The following is a 24681-nucleotide window of genomic DNA, read 5'->3' as shown; positions in this document are numbered from 1 at the left end:
CACAAGGAAAACAATGAAATTCAGGAATGTTGCCGCTGCCACCCTCATCGCCATCATGGTGCCCTCCATGGCGGCGTGCTCGGAGGTGACCGGTGTCGGCGCCGAGAGCAACGACAAGACAATCAAGTTCGTCTCCACGAACATCGCGCTGTATCAGGACACCACCAAGGTTCTCGCGGAGGAGGTCGAAAAGCGCGGATACACTTTGGATTACGAGTTCATCACTGACGGACCGTCACTCAACTCGTCAGTGGAGAACGGCGAGGCCGACGCTACCTACCACCAGCACCAGGCGTACCTGGACTACTACGACCGGCAGTTCCACGGTGACCTCGTGACCGCGTTCGACGCCTTCGTCGACCCCAGCGGGCTGTTCTCGAAGAAGTACAAGTCCATTCAGGACCTTCCCGACGGTGCCGTGGTGACTGCGCACATCGAGCCAGCCAACTACTACCGACCGTTCCTGATGCTCCAGGACGCCGGACTGATCAAGTTGCGGCCTGGGGTCGACCCGTTGTCTATCACCGAGAAGGACATCATCGAGAATCCCCGCAACATCAAGATCAAGGGTCTTGACTATGCGCTGCTTCCCAAGGCGTTAGACGACGCCGACGCCGGTTTCCTCTATGCGTCGCAGGCCGCCGATATCGGTGTGGACTTCGGGAGCGCGTTGGTCGCCGAGTCTCCGCAGAATCAGTCACCTGATGTCATCGCAGTGAAGAACGGCCAGCAGGACTCCGAGAAGATTCGGGTGCTCAAGGAGTCGTACCAGACCGATGCCATGAAAGAGCAGCTGGTGAAGTCGTTCGGCGGGAAGACCGTGGTCATTCCGGCCTGGTGACACACCGGAGCCGACGAGCCAGGAAGGGGCTACTCCATGTCCACACCCGCCGGTACCGCGCCCGGTTCAACAGAGCACGCCGCTCGAACCGTGAGAGACAAGCTGAGATCAACTGCTGCTCAGCGTGACCGCGCACGAGAAGATCCAGTCGAAGAGATCGGCTGGCTCCGCGATGCCGGACTGCTCGCGCTCTTCGTCCCTGTGGAGTTTGGCGGTGGCGGCGCCTCCTGGTCACAGGTGGCAGGAACAGTCCGAACCATCGCAGAGGCCGACTCGTCGATCGCGCACGTCCTGCTCTATCACTACTTCGGGAGCCTTGCGGGCACGCGCGGTGAGAACGGTTTCGTCGGAGCGCGGCGTGCACGCAGCATCGCCGAACGCCACCTCTTCCACGGCACCATCGCTCAGGCGGCCTATCCCCCGTTGATTCTGGCCACCCAAACGGCCGACGGCTTTCGCCTGAACGGCTCGAAACCCTTCACCAGCGGCGCTGCTCTCGGCGATGTTCTGGTGGTGTGGACGGTCTTCGACACTGGGACGACACTTCGCGGTTCGGACGTGTCGGGGCAGATCGCCACGTTTCATGTCGAGCGGGACGCACCCGGGCTGTCATTCGGCGGAGACTGGGACAACGTCGGTCAGCGTCTGACGGTGAGTGGTTCGGCCACTCTCGCCGATGTGGCGGTGAGCAGTGATGATGTCATCGGGTACGGCTACGGAGCGGTCGAGTCGACCGCCGCCGACAACCTCGACGTGCTCTTGATGTACGCCGGCTTCGCCAACATCTTCACCGGCCTGGCGGTCGGCGCCCTCGATGAGGCCGCCGATTACACGCGCGGCCGCTCGCGCCCGTGGGTGGAATCCGGGCATCGCAGCGCCACCGACGACCCGCTGGTCCTGGAGAGGTACGGCCAGCTCTGGACTCAGGTGCAGTCTGCGGTGGCACTGACAACCGAGGCGAACACTGCTGTCGATCGCGTGCGAGAGTATGGCGCCAACCTGACGTGGGCCCAACGTGCGGAAGCCGTGACTCTGATCAATGCCGCGAGGCTGCACGCCAGCGAAGTGGCCCTGAGCGTCTCGAGTCGGTTATACGAAGTGACCGGCGCCAGATCCTCGTCTTCGGCCGTGGGACTGGATCGGTTCTGGCGCAACGCCAGGACGCTGAGTCTGCATGATCCTCTGCCCCACAAACAGGTTCAAATCGGGAGCTACGTGCTAAACGGCACCGAGCCGGTCCCCGGGTTCTACTCGTGAGTGGGCCGTCGGGTTCGACGAACAAACCGCCGATCTCACTGCCCAGCATGCCGAGCAGGCCGACGACAGTGCCGTTCTCGGTGCGACTCTCAAACGGCAGGAAAAGGGCGGAATCGAATAAGGCGGGTTACCAGTAGCGAGGCCTGCCAGTAACGTCGCGGCATGTCGCTGTCTGGTATCAGTACAGTTGGCATTTTGCGCAATCTATCTGGCAGTCGTTTATGCACGCGCTACAGGGTGATCACTTTGGTCAGCACCTTTGTGAAGATCGAACCGGGCACCAATCCTTCTATCAATTCATAGCCATAGCCAAGCGACTCGAGATAGGCACCCCATTGCGCATTGACCACGGTGTGGAAAGCGACCCGGGCCGTCTTTGCCCCAACCTGCCGCGCGGCCGCGATCGCCGCTTGCTCGAAGGCAGCGTTGACCAGTCGTCCCTGGCCTGCCACCCGTGACACATTCACGATGGCGTCCCGTTCGATAAGCAACTCCGTTCCTCGAAGGGTGGCGCGCACACCCGAGAAACCGACGCCCTCGACAGTGATGTCCTCGGCCACTCCCGTTCGCAGAAGCCGGATAAAGAGCGCTAACAGCGTCGATTGTGCACGCGACAAGACTCCTGCCGCCGCGGCGCCGCCGCCTGCCGCTTCTTCAGCTACCGTTGCTGCCCTGCTCGTAGCTCCCGCAATCGACTGAACGAAGCCGTAGATCATTAGCGAGTAATTCAGGACGGTCAGAAAATGCACCATGCCTTTGGCGATTGCGTCTGTGTTCTTGACATATTCGGCCTCGGCGCCCCGCAAGGCTTCGCACAACCGCGGAGCGGAAATGGAATTTAGTTCGGTCGGCACGATCCGGCCGCTGCCAGCATCGTGGGTGAAGCGGATTTTCCGGCTGGTCGCGGCTATCACGTCGACGAACGAGGCGCCTCCGGACGTCTTCACCTGCGTCCCCCGTGGCACAAACTCCAAAGAACCGACTGCGCCCTGCTGATTCACCGTCACGTGAACCGAGCGCGCGGTGCGATAGTCGACAGCCTCGAGCGGCGCGTGGATCTGGCCGGGCACTAGACCGAGGTCGAGCTGCTTATTGTCGGTATAGATAAGGCGCGCCAGTTCCGCGCCGTAGAACTCTATGCGCGCGATGCCGTTCTCGAAGTAATTGGGGTCGGCCATGATTTGTGTGACGGGCGTCTGGGGAAGGTCGACCTCCGCGATGTCACGCCGGACGATGGTCGAGCTGGCGCCGGCTGAATCACCTTGCGCGACATGCGCCAATTCGTGTGCCAGCAGACGATTCCCGCTGTGCGTGCCGGGCGCATACTGGCCCTCGGCGAAGGCGATATGCGGCCCGACCGTAAAGGCATGCGCCCCGAAGGCGCGAGCAGCCCTAGCCGCTGCCGGATCATTATGCACACGAACATCAACGAAGCTTCGGCCGAACCGGGGCTCGAAGAATGCACGCGAAGCTTGGTCCATAGGACGGCCAGGTTCATTCATCACTCCGTCGAGAACGGTCCGCCCGACGTTTCTGTAGGAGGGAGGCGTCACTGGTGTCCCTCGGGCCACTGGCTCGCTCGCGCCGGTAATGCGATCCGTCGTTCGCATTACGCGGTCTGCAACTCGGTCGGCGTCATGTTCGAGCGGATCATCGACCCGTCCGAGGGCCAGCTTGAAGAGTACTGGGAATGGCAAGGGCAGTAGGGCGTCTGGGGTTTCCCCTCGATCCGTAGGCCCCCGCTCGGGCGCAAGAACGGGAACCTCGCTGATGTCCGATGCTGTCGCTTGTACGGCCCGTGCGGCTGGGCCTCCGCTAGACCGATGCGTCACCGCAGCCGTTGTCTTCTTGGTTGAATGTGCGACTGCCTTCGACGGTGGCTTTGCGATGCGTGGCGCGAACATGACTCCCCTTCTCCATCGCCCAAGTGGGCAACGAATTCCGTCCCTGCCAGTTGCGATGGATAGAGCCTATCGAGTTGTGGAGCGGCCCGTCGATCTTCGCATTTGCAGACTGGCACTGCGCGAGGGAACGTGGCGGTCGTTTCATGCGCCGGACTCCGTGGGGATCGGCCTTCTCCGCCTCGAACACTGCAAGGCCCCCGGCCGGGTGGCGCCGGTCCCATGAACAGGCGCGAGTAGGCGCTGGGTTGATTGGTCCCAACCCTTCGCTGCAGAAAGAGAATCGGGTCAGTCGTCGGTCGCCTTGATTCTGCAGAAACCCGATTGGGACACCAGATCGACCGGGATGCGACGCCCGACCCGGGATCGACGGCTTCGCGGGTTGCCAGTGTTTGTCGCGATCGTGTCCGTGCGGGGTCCGAATTCCGTTGCACGGCCTGATGTGCAGGATTAGCCATGCTCGCGCCATCCTCGGCTCGACCCAATCCAGCGTGTCTTTTCGCGGGGCCCTAGCGCGTGCGTGGGACGCAAATTCTCTCCACTCTGCAAGGTAGCCACGGCGCTGTGGTGGGTATTCGACGCTGCTTCCTTCATGGCAACCGCTCCAAACGCTCGAAAGCCCGCGTCACCGCGGCACAGACCTCCTCGACCGACGTCGCATACTCGTCTCGTCCAGAGTCCAGCCGGCCGCCATTGATGTGGTCGCTGCCGATGATGATGCGCGCGCGTAACGCATCTCTCTCGTACCACGCGCGAATCACTACGACCAGCGTTTCCGACGTCGGATCTTTGCTGGGCACGGATCGAGGATGAACACGACAGATCAATCAGCTGTCATACGACAATCAGCGGACCGTGATCACGTGCATCGATCCTGATACTGACCGTTGACGATGTGTTGACGAACCGCACTTCACACTGGAGATTAGGTACCACGTGGGGGCGCACGAGGGGGCGATAGTGGCGACGCGATCGAAGCATGCAACTGCGACTGTTATGGCAATGCAAGTATGTGTTCTCGGGGGGTTCGAAGTGCGACGCGAGCGCGAATTGGTCGCGCTCCCATTAAACGCACAGCGGTTGGTCGGATTCCTCGTCGTACGCGAACGACCACAATTGCGGCTGACGGTCGCCGCGTCGCTGTGGCAGGACACGACCCAGGCACGGGCGGCGGCTAACCTGCGCACCGCGCTTTGGAAAATTCGGCAGGAGTGCGGAAACCTGGTCCGCGCCGACCGAAACTACCTCTCTTTGGACGAGACGACAACGGTCGACTTGGCACAACTCCTGGCACAAGCCCGACGCCTGATCGATCCCGATGAAGTGCTCACACCTGCCGATGTCAGCACCCGCGGTTTGATCGGCGACCTACTCCCCGACTTCGACGAGGAGTGGATCCGGTTCGAACAGGAACGTCTGCGGCAGTTGCGTATTCACGCACTTGAATCACTGTGCCGGCGTCTCTCCGCGTGGGGGCGGCACGCCGAAGCCATCGACGCGGGACAGGCCGCCGTCGCTGCCGAGCCGCTTCGCGAGAGCGCCCAGCACGCCTTGATCGCCGCCCATCTTGCCGAGGGCAACGTCTGTGAAGCCAAGCGCCAGTTCGGTTTGTACCGTGATCTGTTGTGGGAGAGCCTTCGCCTCATCCCCTCTATCGCGCTCAACGAACTCGTCACACGCACACGTGACGCGCAAAGCAACGATGCGTTGACGCACCGCTGACTGCTGATCGGCAAGATTCCCGACACGCACTTCTCTAGCCCGGCCAGAACGCGGGCGCGGGAGGTGTTGTGTCGATCTCGTTGCGACACCCCGTCTCTCCCGAGGAGGGCATATGCCCATAGCTCCTACCTACCCCGGTGTCTACATCCAGGAACTGCCGAGCCAGTTCCGCGCGATCACCGGCGTCGCCACCTCGGTCGCGGCGTTCATCGACTGGTTTCCCAGAGGTCCGCTCAACGAGGCGATACAGGTCAACTCCTGGGCGGACGTCGAGCGCACCTTCGGAGGCCTCCACACCCGCAGCGAGGCGAGCTATGCACTCGATCAGTTCTTCGCCAACGGCGGCTCGACCGCGTGGGTGGTGCGGGTGAGCAACGCGGTGACGCCCGACATAGCCGCCACCATCGGCGTGCGCTCTGGGAACACCGGTGGCGCAAAGGTGCTCACCCTCACAGCACGCGAGCCAGGCGAGCAGGGCAATTCCATTCGGGCCATCATCGAGCCCGGTTCCACTACGACGACGTTCAACCTCGTGGTGCGCGAGGTCCTCATCGCCGAAGGCCGCCAGACCGTGTTGCGCGAGGAGCGCTACAACGAACTCAGCAAGACGGCGGCTGACGCAAACTTCGTCGACACGGTGCTCGACAATCACGGCGCAATGGTCAGCGGCGTGAGCCAGGGCACGGCGGCAGCCCTCCCCTCGCCATCGGGCACCATGAGCGGTGTTGTGCCTGGGGTCGCCACGCTGCCAGCCAACCACGTCATGGACGTCGAACTCATCGTCGCAGGCGGGCCAGATGAACGTGAATTAGACTTGGGTGCCGATGTTTTCGCCAGTATCGATGACTTAGCCGCACGGCTACAGGGCGCCCTTCGCGGCGCGATTCCGAAGGGCAATTTCGATCCCGCCAGAGTCGAGTTCACCCAGGCGACCGTGCAGATCACAGCTAATGGCGACCGCTTGCAGGTCCTGGCAGGTACCGGAGCCACGACCGATGTGCGCTTCTCGTTCACGGGTCCGCTGGCAACACCTGCGGCGCTGGGGCTGGCCCCGACGGCGAACGAGAACATTGCGGCCTACCAGCTAGGCGAAGGGGCCGCACGCGCCCAGATCGCGGGCATCGTCGGTGTCGATGGCGATCTCCCCCGCGTCCAAGACCTCGTCGGGCAGGAGGCGGTCAACCCGGCCACCGGGATGTACGCACTCAATCTGGCCGACACGATCAACCTGCTGTGCGTGCCGCGCATCTCACGGTTCGAGAAGCTCGCGAAGCCAACGGAGAACTTCGTCGATGCCCAGTTCGATGCGGCCGTCGCCGCGTTCACGCTGTACTGCCAGCGGCGCCGCGCAATGCTGCTTCTCGACACACCCGATACCGCGCCCAGCCCGACGGCCATCAAGTCGTTCATGACCAAGAACTCCGTCGTGCGGGACCCGAATGTCGCGCTGTTCTATCCCCGCCTGACCATCGGCGACCCGCTCCGCGACTATCTGGACCGCAGCATCGGCGCATCGGGGGCGATCGCCGGGATCTGCGCACGCACCGACGCCAACCGCGGCGTGTGGAAGGCCCCTGCGGGCACAGAGGCGCTGGTGCGTGGCATCACCCGACTGGAGACCAAGCTCACCGACGCCGAGAACGGGATCCTCAACCCGGTCGGCATCAACTGCCTGCGCACGTTCGACCTCTACGGTCACGTCAACTGGGGTGGGCGCACCCTGGTGGGTGTCGATGCGGCGCCCAACCAGTGGAAGTACATCCCCGTCCGGCGGCTCGCGCTCTTCCTCGAAGAAACGCTGTACCGATCGACACTGTGGGTGATCCACGAGCCGAACGACGAGCCGCTGTGGGCCCAGATCCGGCTCTCGGTCGGCGCGTTCATGAACGACCTGTTCCAGAAGGGGGCGTTCCAAGGGCGCACGAAGCAGGAGGCCTACTTCGTGCACTGCGACAGCACCACCACGACGCCGCTCGATCAGGAACGCGGCATCGTCAACCTCACTGTCGGCTTCGCACCACTGAAGCCCGCCGAGTTCCTCATCATCTCGATTCAGCAGATCCCGCCGCAAGTGGAGGTGTGAGCCGTGGCCCAGTTCACCGTCAACCCGACCCGCTTCGACCCGTACAAGAACTTCAAGTTCAAGGTGAAGTGGGACGGCAAGTACGTCGCCGGCATCAGCAAGGTGACCGCCCTGAGGCGAACGAGCGAACTCGTCGAGCACCGCGAGGGCGGGCAGCCGTCGACAAGCCGAAAATCACCCGGCCGCACCAAGTATGAGGCCATCACCCTCGAACGGGGCGTCACCCACGACCCCGAGTTCGAGGCATGGGCCAACCGGGTCTGGAATCTCAGCGGTGGCCTCGGAGCGGAGGTGTCGCTGAAGAACTTCCGCAAGGACCTGCGCATCGAGCTCTTCAACGAGGCCGGCCAAGTGGTGATCGCGTACAACGTGCGCCGCGCGTGGGTCAGCGAGTACCAGGCGATGCCCGACCTCGACGCGAACGCGAACGCCGTGGCGCTCGAGCATCTCAAGCTCGAGCACGAAGGTTGGGAGCGAGATCTGGATGTGCCCGAGCCCGCCGAGTTCGGAACCTGAGTTGAGCGACGTCAGCCTGTCCGGTCGAAGTCGCATCGGGGGGAAGCAGGTACGCGGCGCCGAGTTCCGGGACCTCGCAGGCAACGACGAGCTCGCGGCGCGCGCCGACGCGGACGGGCTCACCGTCGAGTTCGCGACGCGCCTGCTCGCCTCATGCATCCTGACCCTCCGCACCGACGGTGGCGAGTTGCCGGCCAGCAGTGACCACGTGCGCGCGCTTACGGCAGGCGACCGCGAGACAGTCCTGCTCGCGCTGCGCCGGGCGGCCTACGGCGACCGCCTCGATCTGCTCGTCACCTGCCCCGACGTGACGTGCGGCGCGATCATGGATGCCGCCCTGACCGTCTCGGACCTGTTGCACGGCCCAATCAAGTCCCCGACCAGTCGAGACTTCGACGGCGCTGGTGTCCGCCCGGTGACGGGTGATGACCTGCACGCGGTCGCCGCACTCGCGCTGGACGACCCGGAGGCGGCCGTGCGCAGACTCGCCGCGCGGTGCACGGGACGCGACGACGACGGCGCGACCCTCACAGCCGACGAGCTCGCCGCGGTCGAGAGCGCTTTGGAAGCGCTCGACCCGCACGCCGAGCACGAGCTCGTGCTGGGGTGCCCCGAGTGCGATCTCGCGTTCACGTCGTCGATCGACGCCGGCGAGTTGCTTCGTCAGGAGATGACGGCCTCGATCACCGAACTCGACGTGAGCGTCCACCTGATGGCGTCCACCTACCACTGGTGTGAACGCGACATCATGGCCCTGCCCATCATCCGCCGCCGGCGGTACCTGCGGGTGCTGACCGACGCGGTCGCGACGTCGGTCAGCCACTGACATGGGCAGCGTGCTCTCATCGCTGGCGCGGCGGGCGTCGGCGTCACCCACCGTCGGCGGCCCGGGCCGAATCGGGCGCGCACGCACACCCGACAACCTGACATTCGCCCTGCCGGCGCGCGCGGTCGATGACGAGGAGTCGACGGGCGACATTCCCGCCGAACCATCAATTGCACCACCCACTCTCACGCCGAGTCCGGGCCCCGCCGCGCCGACACACGACACCGCCCCCGGACCGTCGTCACGACCGGCCGCGACACCCGCACTACGCATCTGGGCGCCGCACGCCGCTACCGGTGCGCCGCAACGGGTCGCGGCGCCGGAGCCGGCACGCGGTTCGACACCGACGCCGCCGACCGTCCGCGAGGTCGCGGTCGCCGCCGAGGACGGCCTCCCGGCTGTCACGCGGGCTGCGGCCACGGTGCCACAAGTTGTTCCTCCCCCGGCATCTCAGTCCGAGGCAGCACCGGACCGAGTGTCTGAGAACCGAGCCGACGCCTCCGCCGCCGCGACGACCGCGACTACGCGGTCGGCCGCGACGATTGCGCACCCGACACCTCGACCCCCGCAGCCGCCCACCGTCGTCTCCTCCCCACGGCTGGCCGTCTTGCCCTCGCCACCGGCTGCGGCCCCAGCCACCCCGCGGACCATCGACGTCCGCATCGGTCGTGTCGAGATCACGCCCGAGCGCGAGGCGCCGACTCCGACTCGGAGCGCACCCGTTCGGACATCCGAGACGGCGCGCGACCCGTTCGCGCGTGACAGTGCGGCTCGCTCCTGGAGCGACCGCTCAGGGAGTTGGGGATGAGCAACGCGCTCGCCATCGCATCGGTGACCGCCATGCTGCGGCACCGGCTCGAGAGCGCGTTCACCGAGGCGGCACTCGCCTTCCCGACAGGTGTCCAGGGCGCGAATGCGTTCGTGCAACGACCCGGCGGCGCGCACGCGGCGGCGACCGCGGGAGCCGACATCACGCTGTACCGGACCTCCCCGCATCCGCAGTGGCGCAACTGCGACCTGCCCACCCGCGCCGGCACCGGAATACCCACGGAGAAGCCACTGCTCGGGCTCATGCTGCGTTACATCGTGACGACATTCGGGGCGACGCAGGAACTCGAAGCCGAGCAGCTACTCGGCATCGTCGTCACCCACCTGCACACGAACGCAACGCTCACGCGCGCCGAGATCCTGACCGTCAAGGCCGCACTCCCCCAGGCCTTCCTCGCCGACACCGATCTCGACACCCAACCCGAACTCGTCAAGTTCACCGTCCTCGCCATGGAGGACGAGGACATGAACCGGGTGTGGTCGATGATGCCGGACGGAACCTTCGCACCGGCCGTTCTGGTCGAGGCTTCGGTGGTGTTCGTTCAACCCAAGATTCGCGTCTCGGCACCGCTTCCGGTTCTCGAACGCGGGCTCACCGTCGTACCGTCACGACAGCCGCTGATCGTGCGCATCGAAGCCGAGTCCGGCGGACCCTTCGCACCGATCCACGCCGGGCAGCCCGTCATCATCCGAGGGCTTCGCCTCGACGCACCAAAGCTGCGAGTGGAGATCGACGGCGTCGACGTGCCGCCCGCGTCGGTCACCGGGTTGGACGACGAACGGATTCGATTCGTCGTGCCCGCCACCACACTCGCAGGTGCACGTGGCGTGCGGGTTCTCCACGATCTGCCGGGTGTGCCTCCCGTGCTCGGCGCCGTGTCCGGCGTCGTGCCGATGATTGTGCGTCCGCAGGTCACGGCCACCGCGAAGGTCGCCGGAAGGGTCAGGGTGAACGTCGCGCCCACGATCGGCGTTCACCAGGCTCTCGAGGTGCTCCTCTCCAACGCGGCAACAACCATCGCGTTGCCTGGCGTGCTGGCGACCCCGAACCGGATCGATGCGCAATTGGCCGGTGTGGCGGCGGGTACCTACGTGGTGCGCGCCCGCATCGACGGCGTCGAGTCCGTCCCGACGTCGTCGATTCCCGGCGGCCTGATCGACACTCCGAGTCAGGTGGTGTGATGAACGCCGACGGTGCGTACGTCCGGGATCGGGTGGGCGAACTCCTCTCCCGGCTTCTCGGGCGGGAATCGGCCCCGGTGCCCGCCATGCCCGAGTCCGCCCTCGATCGGCTGACCAACACGTGCGCGCTCTCCGCGGCGGACTGCGACCTACTTCTGCTTCTAGCCGGGCTGGCCATCGATGCATCGATCGCGCCGGAACTCGGCCTCGACGGCTGCTGCCACGGTGCGGCGACACTCGCCCAACTCGCGGACCGGATACCCGACGCCCAGTGGAGCGCGCTGGCACCGACCGCGCCGCTGCGCCGGTGGCACCTCGTCGAGCTGACCTCCGAACGCATCCTCGACGGCTGGGCCCGCATTGACGAGCGGACGCTGCTCGGCATCCTCGGCGTGTACACGCTCGATCCTGTGCTTGACGCGCTCGCCGACCCCCTGAACCCGGTCGACGCGACGGCGGAGTCACCGCGTCGCCTGGCCGCTGTCGAGCGGGTGCTCGACGTGTGGCGCGGGTGGGACGGCGAGGGCTCGGTGCCCGTGGTGCTGATCAGCGGTGCCGACGCGACCGCGGCTGCGGTGGATGCGGCGCGGCAGGCGGGATTTCAGGCCCTGGCGTTCCGTGCGACCAGCCTGCCGACCGGGGCTCGCGAGCAGGCCGAGGTTGCTGCGCTTCTCGAACGCGAGTCCGCGCTCGGCCCGATCGCGGCGATCCTGACGATGACCGATATCGCGGCCGAGGGGGCGGCGTGGAACATCGCGCGACGCTGCCAGGTGCCGTTGCTCATCGCCGCGCGCGGTCTCCCGGCGGTCGTCGACCTGCCGGGTCGGGTGATCGTGCACGTCGAACTCCCCACCGAGACCGTCGCCGAGCGCACCGAGGTGTGGCGGCGCGAACTCGGTAGCACGCTCGCCGCGCAGTGCAACGGGGCCACCGAGGTGGTGGCTCACCGATTCATCCTCGGCGAGGCACAGATTCAGACCGCGGCCGCAGAGGTTCGCAGCACCTGGAACGACAACGACGCCGAGCCGACGCGGATCCTGTGGCGTGCGGCCCGCCGCCAGGCGCGGCCCGATCTCGACGAGCTCGCGACCCGCGTCTCGACCACGGCCGAGTGGGACAGCCTCATCCTGCCCAAGGCGCAGAAGGTGATGCTGCGCGAACTCATCGCACACGTGCGGCACGCCCATCTCGTGCAGGACCAGTGGGGATTCGCGCGCAACGGCGCCTGTGGACCCGGCGTCACCGCGATGTTCCACGGCCCCAGCGGAGTCGGCAAGACACTGGCCGCGCGGGTCGTCGCAGGAGAGCTCGACCTCGATCTGTATCGCGTCGACCTCGCGCAGACTGTGTCGAAGTACATCGGCGAGACCGAGAAGAATCTCGCCCGCATCTTCGATGCCGCGGATGCGGGCGCCGCGATTCTCGTCTTCGACGAGGCCGACGCCATCTTCGGAAAGCGCTCAGAGGTCAAGAACGCCAACGATCGGTTCGCCAATATCGAGGTCGCATACCTGCTGCAACGCCTCGAGAGCTACCGCGGCCTGGCCATCCTGACAACCAATCTGCCCGACAACCTCGATCCCGCATTCACGCGTCGCCTCCGCACGTCCATCGCCTTCCCGTTCCCGGACGTCGCTGCCAGGGAACAGATGTGGTCGCACGCGTTCCCCGCCGCGGCGCCGACGGCCAACCTCGACATCGACGCCCTCGCCCGGCTGTCGGTGAGCGGCGGCAGCATCGCCAACATCGCACTTGGTGCCGCGGTGCTGGCCGCCGACGCGGGTACCGCGATCACGATGGACAACCTCCTCGGCGCGGCGCAGTCGGAGTACGCCAAGCTGCATCGCACCTTCGGCGCGGCCGAGTTGAACGGTTGGGCCACGCAACAGGTTTCGAACACCGAGCCGCGGAGGGCGGGATGAGCGCGCCGCATGATGTCCGCATTGTCATCGATAACCTCGCGCTGCCGAATCAAGGTGACGGCGACGCATTCGCGTCCGCGGTGGCAGCCGAACTCACGCGACTGCTCGCCGCATCCGGGGGGAACCCTCAAATCGAATCGAGTCGCGACACGCACCGCGTGCACGTCGATTCGGCGAGCGTCTCGCCGGAGGACATCGCCGCCGTCCTGGCGGGCATCGTGCTGGGGGCCGAGTCATGACGCTGATGAAGGGCGCGTTCGTCGTCTTCCAGACTCGAATCCCGGTACCGACGGACATCATCGTCTTCCAGTTCAACACCGAGTCGCTGCAGCGAAGGTTCGTGCCTCCGAGGGACAACCAGACCGCAGGCGAGAAGGGCGGCGGACGGCAGACCGCCCAGAGCGGCCCGCCGACGGAGAGTCTGACGGTGTCGATCGACCTCGACGCGGCCGACCTCCTGGAGAAGGCGGAGGCGGTCACCACCGCAGTCGGCCTACACCCGGCGATCGCGAAACTGGAGTTGTTGATGTATCCGGCGTCGTCGGTCCTTCTGCTCAACAAGGGTCTCGCGCTGGCCGGCATCGCCATGCAGGTTCCCGTCATCACCCCGACCGTGTTGTTCGTGTGGGGAACCACGCGGCTGCTGCCTGTCCGGGTGACCTCGGTGACGGTGACCGAGCAGCAGTTCGATAACCGGCTGAATCCGATCAACGCGAAGGTCGAGGTCGGGCTGACGGTACTCAAGTCCGAGGAGATGGACGAGCCGTTCGCCACTCTGGCCACCGTCACTCAGGTTGCCAAGGAAGGTCTTTCACGCATCGGGACGGTGCAGAGCGCCGCCGACATCACCGCACTGTTGCCGTTCTGAGCGGCCCGACGACCCGATAAGGAGACCATCGCATGTTCGACCAGACATCGCGGTACGCCGGTCTGCCGGTTGCCGTCATCGTCGACAGCCAGGGCCGGGAGCGCGCCTATGTGTCGGCCCGCGAGGTGCCACCGGCGGTGACGCCGCGCGCCGAGGACGTGGTGCACGTCGTCGGCGGCGACGAACGCCAGGACCGCATCGCCTGGCAGTACCTCGGCGAACCCACCCTGTACTGGCAGCTCGCCGATGCCAATGGCGTCGTGCACCCCGACGAGCTCACCGCGACGGTGGGACGGCGGCTCTTCATTCCCCTCGACGGCAGGCAGGGGCGACGATGACCGGCGGCGTGTCGACGATGCTCTCCCTGGGCAAGATGCCCGCTCCCGGGGTGATGATCGATGCGCTGCAGGAGGTCGTGGTCGAAACGGCGCTCGACGTCGCAGGCGCGTTCTCGTTGACGTTCGGGCTCGCACCCACCGAGGGCGGCGACTGGAGCACGTTGCTGATCGACCCGTTCAAGCCGATGATGCCGATCGGGATCCGCATCGGCACCGGCGGCGTGCCACTGCCTCTGGCGGTGCTCAACGGCTTCGCCACCGCGCAGCGGGCACGCTTCGCTGAGGGTGGGAAGAGCGTGCTGGAGATTCGCGGTATCGATATCACCGCTGTGATGAACCTCGAGGAGAAGGCGAAGGCGTGGACCGGTCTGCCTGACGGAGCGATCGCCGCGGCGCTGTTCGGCCAGTACGCGGTGGTGCCGAAGGTGACGATGACACCACCGCGGGTCGTGGAGCCGATGGGATCGACGGTGCAGCGCGGCACCGACATTCGCTTCCTGCGCCGTCTGGCCCGGCGCAACGGCTTCGACTGCTACGTGCAACCCGAACCGATAACCGGCCTGGACACCGGCTACTTCGGTCCGCCGACGACCACCGGTGTCGCGTCGGCGGTGATCAACGTCAACATGGGATCACTGACCAACGTGCGCGACCTTGAGGTCCGCTACGACATGGCGCGGCCCACGCTGGCGATGGCACTCGGTCTCGACACCGCGACCAAGGCGCCGGGTGTCGGTGTCGCGCCGGTGTCGAAGCTCGTGCCGATGGGTATCGAGCCCGCGACGCTGCGGGCCGTGGCGGGCGCGGGTGTCGCCGGGTCCATGCCCATGATTCGCCTCGCCGAGACCGGCGGGGCCACCGCCGCGGAGTTGCAGCCGTCGGCACAGGCAACCGTCGACCGCGCCAGCTTCGCGCTCACCGTGGAGGGCACCACCGACGAGTCTGTGGGTGTCCTGCGACCTGGCGCGTTGATCGCGGTACGCGGCATCGGTCGCCTGTTCAACGGGCTCTACCAGACGACCAGATGCCGAATATCGGTGGTAGACGGTCGCTTCGAGCAGCGGTTCACCGCCCGCCGAAATGCCGTGACCATGACCGGAACCGAGTTCGTCGCGGTGTAGTCGCGACATCGACCAGACGAGGAGCGTGATGACCGACCAACAAGTGCAACAACTGCTCGACCGTCAACTCGACAAGTTCTACGGCAAGTACCGCGGTCTGGTCACCGACAACCAGGACCCGACCAAGCGAGGACGGGTCCAGGCCTTGGTCCCCGAGGTGCTGGGCACCGAACACACCACGTGGGCCGAGCCGTGCACACCGTACGGCGGCACCACCTCGGGCTTCTACGCGATCCCGCCGCTGGGCGCCGGGGTGTGGATCGAGTTCGAGGCCGGTGACGTCTCCCGTCCGGTGTGGGTGGGCTGCTGGTGGGCGACCGGTGAGACGCCGCCGGGACCCGGTGCCGCACTACCGGATCCGTTCACCAAGGTGCTGCGCACCGAGACCGGGCTGCACGCCGCGCTCGACGACACCGGACAGTCGATCGTGCTCTCCGACATCGCAGGCGTGAACATCATGTCGATCAAGGTGCTGGAGGGCACGATCGAGATCAAGGCGCTCGCGCAGGTCGTCCTCGACGCACCCCTGATCAAGCACGGCGGCGGCGCCACCCATCCCGCGGTGTTCGGCGACCAACTCATGGCCTACCTGGCGCAACTGGTCACCACGTTCAACTCTCATGTGCACCCGGGAGAGTTGGCGCTCGGCCTCCTCCCGGTGACGCCGGCGCCGCCGGTGCCCCCTGCCGCGCCGCCCACACCGGCCCTGATCTCGTTACAGAATCTGGTGCAGTGAAATGGCGTCGCTGAAGCCGGGCGCTCTCGGCTCACCCTCCGACCAGTCGACACCCAACGAGTTCGTCGCGTCCATGGCAGCCGCGATCGAAGATGCCTTTTGGAAATCGCTACCAGGCAAAGACGCGGACAAGTTCGACCGTTCCACGAATACCCAAAGCGACCGCGACCGCCGCCGTCTCTTCGTCGCCATCGCCCAGGGGGTGACGGAACACCTGCGCGCCAACGCCGCTGCCCTGCGGGTGACGGCCGACGTGCCGCTGCCCCCCAACACCCACATCGAGATCGACGTGACGACATGACCGACCCCGGTGTCACGATCGTCACCGGCGCCTTCGCGGGTGGGCCACGGGCCGACCTGACGGTTCCGCCCGCGGCGCGCTACCTCGACGAGCCGATGCGGATCGACGGAAGCGGCAGGACCACCCTCGCCACCAACGACGAACACGTCCGCGACCTCATCCGCGCGGTGCTCTTCACCGAGCCGTTCGAACGGCCGAATCGTCCCGACTTCGGTTGCGCCCTAAAGACCATGGTGTTTCTGCCCAGCCATGAGGTGCTCGCCAGCGCCACCAAGGCACTGGTGCAGGGTGCGCTGCAGAAGTGGCTGGAGCTGGAGATCATCGTCATCGATGTCGCCGTCGAAGCTGTCGACGCCGAACTGCGCGTCACCATCGTCTATCAACGCCGCAGCGACGGCGGCCAGCGCCGGGAGACGTTCCGCGGCCGCTACGGGCAGGTGGGCTGAATGGGCACCATCAACACCCTCATCGCCGGCGACCTCGACTGCGCGGACCTGCAGCAGCGGCGCAGCGACCTACTGGCCCATCCCAACCCCACTCGCAACGGCATCGAGTACGTCGAGATCGATCCCGGCGACCACCGGATCGTCACCGTCACGTTCCTGCGTCCAGTGCCGGTGACGGCGTACGGCCTTCCCGCAACGCCCAGTCTCGCGGTGTTCACCGGCGGCGTCCGGGTCACCGGCATCCATGTCCTCACCGCGACCCGGCTGGCGCCCGATCGCATCCAGCTCGTCACCGACAAGGCCGGCGACCACTCCCCCTACGTGCTCACCCTCGCCCACCCCGATCTCGATCCCCCGCTGTCCCAGGTGCTGGTCTCATTCGTCGCGCCGTGCCCGACGGAGGTCGACTGCCGCACCGAGGACGACTGTCCCCCCGAACTTCTCGACGAACCGCTGATCGACTATCTGGCCAAGGACTTCACCAGTCTGCGTCGAATGCTGCTTGACGTCGCCGCCACCCGCCACCCCTCGTTCACCGACGGCAACGTCGCCGACCTGGCTTACACGCTCGTCGAGGCACTCGCCTACGAGGGTGACCGACTCGCGTACTTCCAGGACGCCATCGCGACCGAGGCCTATCTCGACACCGCGCGACAACGTCGCTCCATCCGTCGACATGCGCGACTCGTCGACTACCAGTTGCATGAGGGTCGCAATGCCTGGGCGCCAATCGCGTTCACCGTGAACAGCACCGGAGTCGTGCCGATGCGGACCCCGGTGCTCACCCGGGTCGGTGCTCCGCTGACGCCTGGCACGCCGCCACCCGGCCCGCTCATCGACTCAAAGTGGACCGATCCGACCGCCGCCGACACATTCGAGCGCACCCCGGCTCTGAGCGACGTCATCGTGTTCGAGACCAGCCACCCGGTCAAGTGCTCGCCACGCAACAACGAGATCCAGATCCACACCTGGGGCAACGACGAGTGCGTGCTCGCCGGCGGCACCACCGAGGCATACCTCTACAGCGTTGACCGCGTCGGTGCGGGCGGCGTCGCCCGTACGCCGGTCCTGGCCGATGGCGACTTCGTCGTGTTCGAGCACGCCCGGGGCAGCGACGGGCTCGGCCTGCCCGTCGATGCCGACTCGACGAAGCGGACGTTGGTGCGCATCGAGGGCCCGCCGCAACCCACGACCGACGAGCTCTACTCCAAATCGCTTGACGAGACATTTGACCCGGTTTCCGGTGTCGCACAATGGGAGCTGAAGCGGTGGACCGCCGGACCGGTGCTGCCCCTGCTTCGTGTGCGGTGGCGACGCCAGGACGCGCTGCCGTTCCCCCTGTGCCTGAGCACGCGCACCGAGGACGGCCGCCGGCTGCGGTCGATCACCGTGGGACGCGGCAACATCGCACTCGCCGACCACGGCCGGACCGTGCGCGAGGACGTCACGCCGATCGTGCCCGATCGCATCCCGGTGACGGTCCGACTGCCCCGGGGGCCCCTGACCCAGGCGATGCCGGCGGCAGACACCGCGACCGACGCGAGCGGACTTCCCACCACCGAACGCACCGACCTGTCCGGCACTGCGCACGACGCGGTGCCCGCTGTGAACGTCGTCGTCAAGACCTCCGCCGGTACCGACGTCTACGTCGCCGTCCCCGATCTGCTCGACTCAACGCCGTTCGACCTCGCACTGGTCGCCGAGCCCAGCGGATCGGTCGCCGGGGACACCGACGCCACCCGCAGCGGCGGGCGCAGCGATGCCGGCGCGATCGTGCGCTTCGGCGACGGCACCTATGGCGCGTCGGCGACGAGCCCCGACCCCGCCAATCCGGCGAGCTACAAGGCCGTGTACCGGATCGGAAACGGACTTGGTGGACTCGTCGGCAGCGACACCCTCGTGCACTACAGCGTGCAGCCTTCCGGCGGCGCCCTGCCGACGATCACCGCCGTCCGCAACCCCCTGCCCGCCACCGCCGGTGTCGATCCCGAGGCGGTGGAGCACGCTCGCCACGCGGCGCCGGTGGCCTTCGCCGTCGACCAGCGCAGGGCCGTCACCGAAACCGATTACGCGGATGCGCTGCTGCGCCTGCCGTCAGTGCAGAGCGCCGTGGCGCGCTTTCGCTGGACCGGCAGTTGGTTGACCGTCTTCGCCAGCGTCGATCCGGCAAGCTCGGAGGATCTGGTCGACCTCAGCGACGGACGTAGCGCGCTCAGCCCGGCGCTCCAACTCGAGGTGCGTACACAGCTGAACCGCTTCCGACTCACCGATTACGACATCGAGCTGCGTGCACCCGAGTTCGTTCCACTCGACATCGCAATCGATCTGTGCGTGCTGCCGGGTCAGTTTCGTGCCGACGTTGTCGCCGACGTCCGCAGGCGGATGGGAAGCGGCTGCACCGTCGACGGTCAACCGGGGTTCTTCCATCAGAGCCGGACAGTCTTCGGTGCCCCCGTGCGCCTCTCGGCGATCTATGCCGTGGTCGTCTCGGTACCCGGCGTCGACACCGTGACTGTCACCCGCTTTCGGCGCCTCGGTCAGCCCGACAACGGGGAACTGGACCGCGCGGTGATCGAACTCGGACCATCCGAGATCGCGCGCTGCGACAACGATCCCGACTTCACCGAGCACGGTGTCCTCGCGATCACCGCACACGGAGGCAAGGCATGAACGCCCCCCTGTGCTGCGGCGGCACCGGCGGTCGGTGCACGTGCGGTGCGTGCGAACAGAACTCGCACGTCAAGCGGCCCGACAATCGTCCCCGACTGCCAGCGATCGACACCCGCATCGGCACGTTCGCGTCGCTGCGCGAGCTCATGCTCGATGAGCTCGGAGCCAGAACCGAGTTGCGACACCTGTCCACCCGCGCATCCAGCGATCACGCCGTCGCGGTGCTGGAACTCACTGCGGCGCTGGCAGACGTGCTCACCTTCTACAGCGATCGCGCCGCCAACGACGCCTACCTCGGCACCGCCACCGATCGGCGTTCCGTCGAACGACTGACCCGGCTCGTCGGCTACCGACCGCGACCTGGTGTGGCGGCGATGACCTGGCTCGAGTTCACGATGGAGCCAGCCAAGTCGGCCACCGCACCCGCGGACCTCCCGGTACAGGCCACCGCCGACCCGAACGCACCGACAGTTGCACCGCCGACCTACGAGACGCTCGATGCCGCTCAGCTCGACGCCCGTTTCAACCGAATGCGCGTCGCCCTGCAGGCAGCTCCGCTGCCCGCGTTCGCGGCGGGCAGCACGCACGCCATCCTGGCTCGCGGCGCCGCGGCGCTCACGACGGCCCTGCGCGCCAACGACACCGTCCTGCTGTTCGGCACCGCCGCAGGGCAGTTGGAGCGAAAGTCCGTCGCCGCCGCGACCATTGACGTCGATCGCGTCCGCATCTCCTGGGCGACCCCGATCACCGGCACCGCAGGCGCCAGTCCCCGGTCGTGGCGCACCACCCGCAGTGTCGGTGCGTTCGGCGCGCACGCCCCGGCCACGTACAACGTCATGGTGACCGACACCACCGCCCCCGGCGGGGTGCGCTGGACCACCGCGTCGACCAACTTTCTGCTGAGCGCGGGCGCCACCACGATTCCCGTCGACGCCCCCATCGACGACGTCGCCGCCGGCACCCACCTTCTGGTCGAAACCTCAGGGCCGCCCGTACTCGTCAAGGTCACCGCGATCGGCCGTGCCGCCACCACCGTGGGCCCGCTCACCGATTCAGCGCCGACGATCAGCGTGACGCCGCCCCTGCCGGCCTACGACCTGCGCACGGTGCGACTGCATGTCCTGGCCGGACCCGAACTCGCCTGGTGGGGAAGCGAAGCCGAGACAACCTTCGTCGGTAGCGCCTACCTGCCGGTGTTCCGCACCGAGCTGCCCAACGGCACCGTCGGGGTCGAGCTGGGTCGACGAATCGAGCGCGATGCGTGGGTGTCCGGCGAGGCGCTGGACGTCGCCGAGCTCAGCGCCGGACGGGCCGCGATCCTGTCGTGGTTCGACGCCGATGCGCCCGGCGCCCCGACCCCGCAGGTGCTGCGGCTGCAACGTCAGCCCGACCTACCGGTGTTCGACGCCAATGGTTTCGCCATGCTGCGACTCGATCTGGTGTCGACGGCGGGCACTCCCGGCGCGGCCCCGGGTTGGCCCGCCGCGACCGAAGCCTGGCTGGCGATGAACGTGCTGCGCGCGAGCCACGGAGCCTCGACCGTCGAGACGGTGGGCAACGGTGACGGCACCATCCCCTTCCAACGAATGGCCCTCGCCAAGCAGCCGGTCACCCATCTGCCCGCCGAGGTTCCCGGCGGTCTCGCCTCCACCCTGCGGGTGTACGTCGACGGCGTGGCGCGAGCCGAGGTGGCGGGGCTCTACGGGCACAACGCCCACGATCCGGTGCTGACCACGGCGACGCGGCCCGACGGCGTCACCGAGATCTGCTTCGGTGACGGCGCCGACATGGCCGCGCGCGCATCGACGGGCGTCGGCAACGTCCAGGCGACATACCGGGTCGGATCCGGCCTGGCCGGACGCGTCGGCGCGGGAAGACTGAATGCCCTCCTGGCCAAACCGGCCGGGGTCCGCTCGGTCACCAACCCGTTGCCGTCGGAGGGCGGCGCCGATCCCGAGCCCGCCGACCAGGCCCGCAAGAACGCGCCGGCCAGTGTGCGTGCACTCGGACGCGGGGTGTCGCTGCGCGACCTCGCCGATCTGCTGGTCGGGACCGGCCTGGTCACCGAGGCGCAGGCGATCTGGCTGTGGAACGGCCTCGACCGGATGATTCACATCACCGTGACCGCTCCCCTCGGTGCCCCGCTCGGCGCCGACGTGCTGACCACTCTGGCCCGTTCACTGGACTCCGCACGCGACACCAGCCACGTGCTGCGCATCGCCGACTCCATCAAGGTTCCGGTCGCCGTCAGCGCGTCGGTCGTGATCGATGCGCGGGTCGAGAAGCCCGCCGCGGTGTTGACCGCCGTGGACGCGGCTGTGCGGAACCTGCTGGACTCCAACCGATCCGGGCTGGGGCGCGCGGTCGCGTCCAGTGACCTCATCGCGGGCTGCGCGGCCGTGCCCGGGGTGATCGGCGTCGATCTCGACGATCTGATGTTCGCACCGTCGGCAGCATTCGATCCGGCCGAGATGAGCCGCCGGGGTGTGCAGATCGCGCCAGACGGCACGCCGGTTCGCGTGCAGCCCCGGCTGCGGCTGTTTCGTGCGCGTCCCGACGTGACCCGCGGCGTCGTGCTGCCGGCCGAGCTGGCCGTCATCGCGCAGCCCGGCGACGTGCGCATCGTCGACGGAGGAAGGGCATGACGACTGACCCGCGTCTGGACCGACTGTGGAATCTCCTTCCCGCGCATCTTCGTTCGGGCGATCTCGAGGCCCAGCATGTGCTGCAACCGCTACTGCAGATCGCCTCACGCGTACTCAACGACGTCGAGGACGATCTCTGGCAACGCTTCGACGACCTCTTCATCGAGACGGCGGCCGACTGGGCCGTGCCCTACATCGGTGAACTGGTCGGCAACGACGCACTCTTCGACGGTGCGCGCGCCGACGCGGCCCGCACCGCCACCGGGTTGTTCACCGATCTCGCACCCCACGACCTGCGCTCCCCGATCGCCGCGCGGGTGCGCGCCGACGTCGCCCGAACCATCTACTACCGCCGGCGCAAGGGCACCCCGGCGATGTTGGAGGAACTCGCACGCAACGTCACCGGCTGGCCAGTGCACATCGTGGAGTGCTTCGAGCTGCTCGACTGGCCGCAGTTCCTCGAACACCTGCGCTCGCAGGCCGCCCTGCTCGACGTGCGCAGCACCGAGCGCTGCGAGCGCGCCGTCGGTCCGTTCAGCGATGCGGTGCGGTGTGTGGACCTCCGTGAGCCCACGTTGGGCGGAAGCCGCGGCGCCGTGGTCGCCGAGGGCGCACTGGTGCCGGTGACCAGCACCGACTCCGAGGCAGTGGTCGACCGGCGGGCAGTCGACCCCATCGCCCCGCCCTACGCGCCGAAGAATGTCGCGTTCTTCGCGTGGCGGATTCAGGCCAACCCGCTGGTCTTCGTCCCCGCCAAACCGTCTGCGGTCTGCCCGTTCGGATGGAGCTTCAGCCCGCTTGGCAATCCGGCACCACTGTTCAGCCGCTGGCTGCGGGAGGGCGATGCCGACGGTCTGGTGACGGAGTTGCAGGTGCCGCAGCCGATCCGGCGTGGCCGATTCGCCCTCGACATGGACTCCTACGTGGCGCGCCCACCCGTGCGCGCCCTGGCGACCGATTTCTACGGGAACTTCCGCGACCTACCGGGCGTCGGCCTGCCGCCCGCTCCGCAGACCTCGATCACGGTCTACCTCGATGGCGTCGCGGTCCGCCCGTGCGCGAACCCGGCTGGTGTCGGCACCGCATGTGCCCCCCGCATCCGCTGCATTCGGGTCGATGACTTCGCCACCGCGCTGCAGCCTCCAGGCAACGTCGTCGCTCTCGACGTCGTGAACGGTCGGCTCCTGCTCGGCGCGGGACTGTTGCCCAACCCGGCCGCTCCCCCGACGGTCACCGTGTCGTCGTTCGTCGGGCAGGCAGCAGGTTTCGGCGGCGGCGGATATGACCGGCGCGCCTGGATCGTCCCGGATGCTCCCCCGACAGGCGCACCGATTCAGCGCATCCACGTCGGCACCCGGCCGCGGCCCCCGAGTGTCAAGCCACTCCCGCCACAGGTTTCGGCACTCACGACCGCCGTCGCGCAATGGGTCGCCGGTGGCCGACGCCCCACCGTGATCGTTATCGACGACAGCGGCACCTACGCGCTGCCCGGCACGATCACCATGAAGAACGACAGCTGGCTGGTCATCGAGGCCGCCGACGGTGAACGCCCGCTATTGCGCACGCCGAGCACCGGGACGCGCATCGACGCCACGGTGCCTGCGGCCACCCGGGACTACCTGTCGACACTGACACTGAGCGGCGTTCTCGTCGAGGGGCACCTCGACGTGATCGGGCCCATCAACCGACTACGACTGTGGCACTCGACGCTGACCCCGGGCCGGCGGCTGCGCGAGGACGGCGAGCCGGACACCACCCGGCCGTCGATCGTCGCCTCGGCTGGGGCGGACCTCACCCAGCTGCGCGTCGAGGTCGCCTTCTCGATCCTCGGACCGATCAGCCTGCCGCCGTCCATCGACCACGTCACGATCCTCGACTCGGTTGTGGACGGCCTCGACGTCGGTGGAGCGTTGGCGGGGCCGGCGGTCGTCGGGACGGGCGGGGCCACAACCGATCTCGGGCCGCCGCTGCGCGCCGAACGCTCGACGGTGATCGGCGCAGTGCATGTTGTCAGCCTTGACGCGTCGGAGTGCATAGTCACCGGTCACGTCGAGGTGCAGCAGACCCAGCATGACTGTGTGCGGTTCAGCTATCTCCCGCTCGATTCGGTCAGCCCGCGACGGTTCCGCTGCCAGCCCGAGCTCACCGCGCGCCAAGCGGCCGACGCGGCCGTCGCCAACGCGCTCGCCGCGAACCCGCTGCTCCCCCTCGCACAGCAGCAGGCGATCGCGGCGAGCGCGCGCGCCGCCGTCGCCGCGGTTCTCGCACCGTCGTTGACTGCCCGCAGGTATGGGCGGCCCGAGTACGGCCAGCTCGCATCGTCGTGTCCGGCCGAGATCACCGAAGGTGCCGAGGACGGCAGCGAGATGGGTGCGCTCTGCCACGTCAAACAGGCCCAGCGGGAATCGAACCTACGCATCCGCCTCGCCGAGTACCTGCCGTTCGGGCTGGATCCGGCGCTGACCTACGTGACCTGAC

General features: G+C 67.2%; 21 protein-coding genes. 19 read left to right on the top strand and 2 right to left on the bottom strand.

Annotated features, from left to right (window positions below):
• Positions 1-13: 13 nt before the first annotated feature.
• Both ABIA65_RS14925 and ABIA65_RS14920 read left to right on the top strand, forming a co-directional pair.
• On the top strand, positions 14-841 hold the full coding sequence (locus ABIA65_RS14925) for a MetQ/NlpA family ABC transporter substrate-binding protein (protein WP_354524024.1): 828 nt from the start codon (positions 14-16) through the stop codon (positions 839-841).
• 36 nt (positions 842-877) lie between these two features.
• Complete coding sequence (locus ABIA65_RS14920) at positions 878-2098, top strand: acyl-CoA dehydrogenase family protein (protein ID WP_354524023.1); 1221 nt, start codon at positions 878-880, stop codon at positions 2096-2098.
• A gap of 230 nt (positions 2099-2328) precedes the next feature.
• Here the strand turns inward: ABIA65_RS14920 and ABIA65_RS14915 are convergent, their stop codons facing one another.
• Together ABIA65_RS14915 and ABIA65_RS14910 are read right to left on the bottom strand one after the other, a co-directional pair.
• Positions 2329-3600, bottom strand: a complete 1272-nt coding sequence (locus ABIA65_RS14915; RefSeq protein WP_241405351.1) for an eCIS core domain-containing protein — start codon at positions 3598-3600, stop codon at positions 2329-2331.
• A 989-nt stretch (positions 3601-4589) separates the two neighbouring features.
• Complete coding sequence (locus ABIA65_RS14910) at positions 4590-4799, bottom strand: hypothetical protein (protein WP_241405350.1); 210 nt, start codon at positions 4797-4799, stop codon at positions 4590-4592.
• A 232-nt stretch (positions 4800-5031) separates the two neighbouring features.
• Here ABIA65_RS14910 and ABIA65_RS14905 point away from each other — a divergent pair, with 232 nt between their 5' ends.
• The 17 genes from ABIA65_RS14905 (at position 5032) to ABIA65_RS14825 (ending at position 24680) form a co-directional block, all read left to right on the top strand.
• Positions 5032-5721 carry an AfsR/SARP family transcriptional regulator gene (locus ABIA65_RS14905; RefSeq protein WP_241405349.1) on the top strand — a complete coding sequence of 230 codons (690 nt, stop codon included), beginning with the start codon at positions 5032-5034 and terminating at the stop codon, positions 5719-5721.
• Between the two features lie 112 nt (positions 5722-5833).
• Positions 5834-7804, top strand: coding sequence for a phage tail sheath C-terminal domain-containing protein (locus ABIA65_RS14900; RefSeq protein WP_354524022.1), 1971 nt, complete (start codon positions 5834-5836; stop codon positions 7802-7804).
• Positions 7805-7807: 3 nt separating this feature from the next.
• Entirely contained in the window at positions 7808-8320 is a 513-nt protein-coding gene (locus tag ABIA65_RS14895; RefSeq protein WP_241405347.1) for a phage tail protein, read from the top strand.
• 1 nt (position 8321) lies between these two features.
• Positions 8322-9146, top strand: coding sequence for a hypothetical protein (locus ABIA65_RS14890; protein ID WP_354524021.1), 825 nt, complete (start codon positions 8322-8324; stop codon positions 9144-9146).
• Positions 9147-9156: 10 nt separating this feature from the next.
• Positions 9157-9954 (top strand): hypothetical protein, encoded by a 798-nt coding sequence (locus tag ABIA65_RS14885; RefSeq protein WP_354524020.1) that lies wholly within the window; start codon positions 9157-9159, stop codon positions 9952-9954.
• Entirely contained in the window at positions 9951-11156 is a 1206-nt protein-coding gene (locus ABIA65_RS14880) for a Pvc16 family protein (protein ID WP_354524019.1), read from the top strand. Before ABIA65_RS14885 ends, ABIA65_RS14880 begins: the two co-directional genes overlap by 4 nt.
• Positions 11156-13078, top strand: coding sequence for an ATP-binding protein (locus tag ABIA65_RS14875; RefSeq protein ID WP_354524018.1), 1923 nt, complete (start codon positions 11156-11158; stop codon positions 13076-13078). Before ABIA65_RS14880 ends, ABIA65_RS14875 begins: the two co-directional genes overlap by 1 nt.
• Complete coding sequence (locus ABIA65_RS14870; protein ID WP_354524017.1) at positions 13075-13317, top strand: hypothetical protein; 243 nt, start codon at positions 13075-13077, stop codon at positions 13315-13317. The genes ABIA65_RS14875 and ABIA65_RS14870 overlap by 4 nt, the downstream gene beginning before the upstream one ends.
• Positions 13314-13946 (top strand): hypothetical protein, encoded by a 633-nt coding sequence (locus ABIA65_RS14865; RefSeq protein ID WP_354524016.1) that lies wholly within the window; start codon positions 13314-13316, stop codon positions 13944-13946. Before ABIA65_RS14870 ends, ABIA65_RS14865 begins: the two co-directional genes overlap by 4 nt.
• Before the next feature lie 32 nt (positions 13947-13978).
• Positions 13979-14284 (top strand): hypothetical protein, encoded by a 306-nt coding sequence (locus tag ABIA65_RS14860; protein ID WP_241405340.1) that lies wholly within the window; start codon positions 13979-13981, stop codon positions 14282-14284.
• Positions 14281-15405 carry a phage late control D family protein gene (locus ABIA65_RS14855; RefSeq protein ID WP_354524015.1) on the top strand — a complete coding sequence of 375 codons (1125 nt, stop codon included), beginning with the start codon at positions 14281-14283 and terminating at the stop codon, positions 15403-15405. Before ABIA65_RS14860 ends, ABIA65_RS14855 begins: the two co-directional genes overlap by 4 nt.
• Positions 15406-15433: 28 nt before the next feature.
• Positions 15434-16141: a phage baseplate assembly protein V gene (locus tag ABIA65_RS14850; RefSeq protein ID WP_354524014.1), complete on the top strand. Its 708-nt coding sequence runs from the start codon at positions 15434-15436 to the stop codon at positions 16139-16141.
• Position 16142: 1 nt separating this feature from the next.
• Complete coding sequence (locus tag ABIA65_RS14845; protein WP_241405337.1) at positions 16143-16442, top strand: hypothetical protein; 300 nt, start codon at positions 16143-16145, stop codon at positions 16440-16442.
• Entirely contained in the window at positions 16439-16888 is a 450-nt protein-coding gene (locus ABIA65_RS14840; protein ID WP_354524013.1) for a GPW/gp25 family protein, read from the top strand. Before ABIA65_RS14845 ends, ABIA65_RS14840 begins: the two co-directional genes overlap by 4 nt.
• Complete coding sequence (locus tag ABIA65_RS14835; RefSeq protein WP_354524012.1) at positions 16889-19558, top strand: baseplate J/gp47 family protein; 2670 nt, start codon at positions 16889-16891, stop codon at positions 19556-19558.
• Positions 19555-22203 carry a baseplate J/gp47 family protein gene (locus tag ABIA65_RS14830; protein ID WP_354524011.1) on the top strand — a complete coding sequence of 883 codons (2649 nt, stop codon included), beginning with the start codon at positions 19555-19557 and terminating at the stop codon, positions 22201-22203. The genes ABIA65_RS14835 and ABIA65_RS14830 overlap by 4 nt, the downstream gene beginning before the upstream one ends.
• Positions 22200-24680 carry a hypothetical protein gene (locus ABIA65_RS14825; protein WP_354524010.1) on the top strand — a complete coding sequence of 827 codons (2481 nt, stop codon included), beginning with the start codon at positions 22200-22202 and terminating at the stop codon, positions 24678-24680. The genes ABIA65_RS14830 and ABIA65_RS14825 overlap by 4 nt, the downstream gene beginning before the upstream one ends.
• Position 24681 lies beyond the last annotated feature (1 nt).

Origin of the sequence: Mycolicibacterium sp. 624 (assembly GCF_040548615.1) — a bacterium.
Taxonomy (GTDB): Bacteria; Actinomycetota; Actinomycetes; order Mycobacteriales; family Mycobacteriaceae; genus Mycobacterium.
Note: the sequence above shows the minus strand (reverse complement) of the source record. Positions and strands in the feature narration are given on the sequence as shown.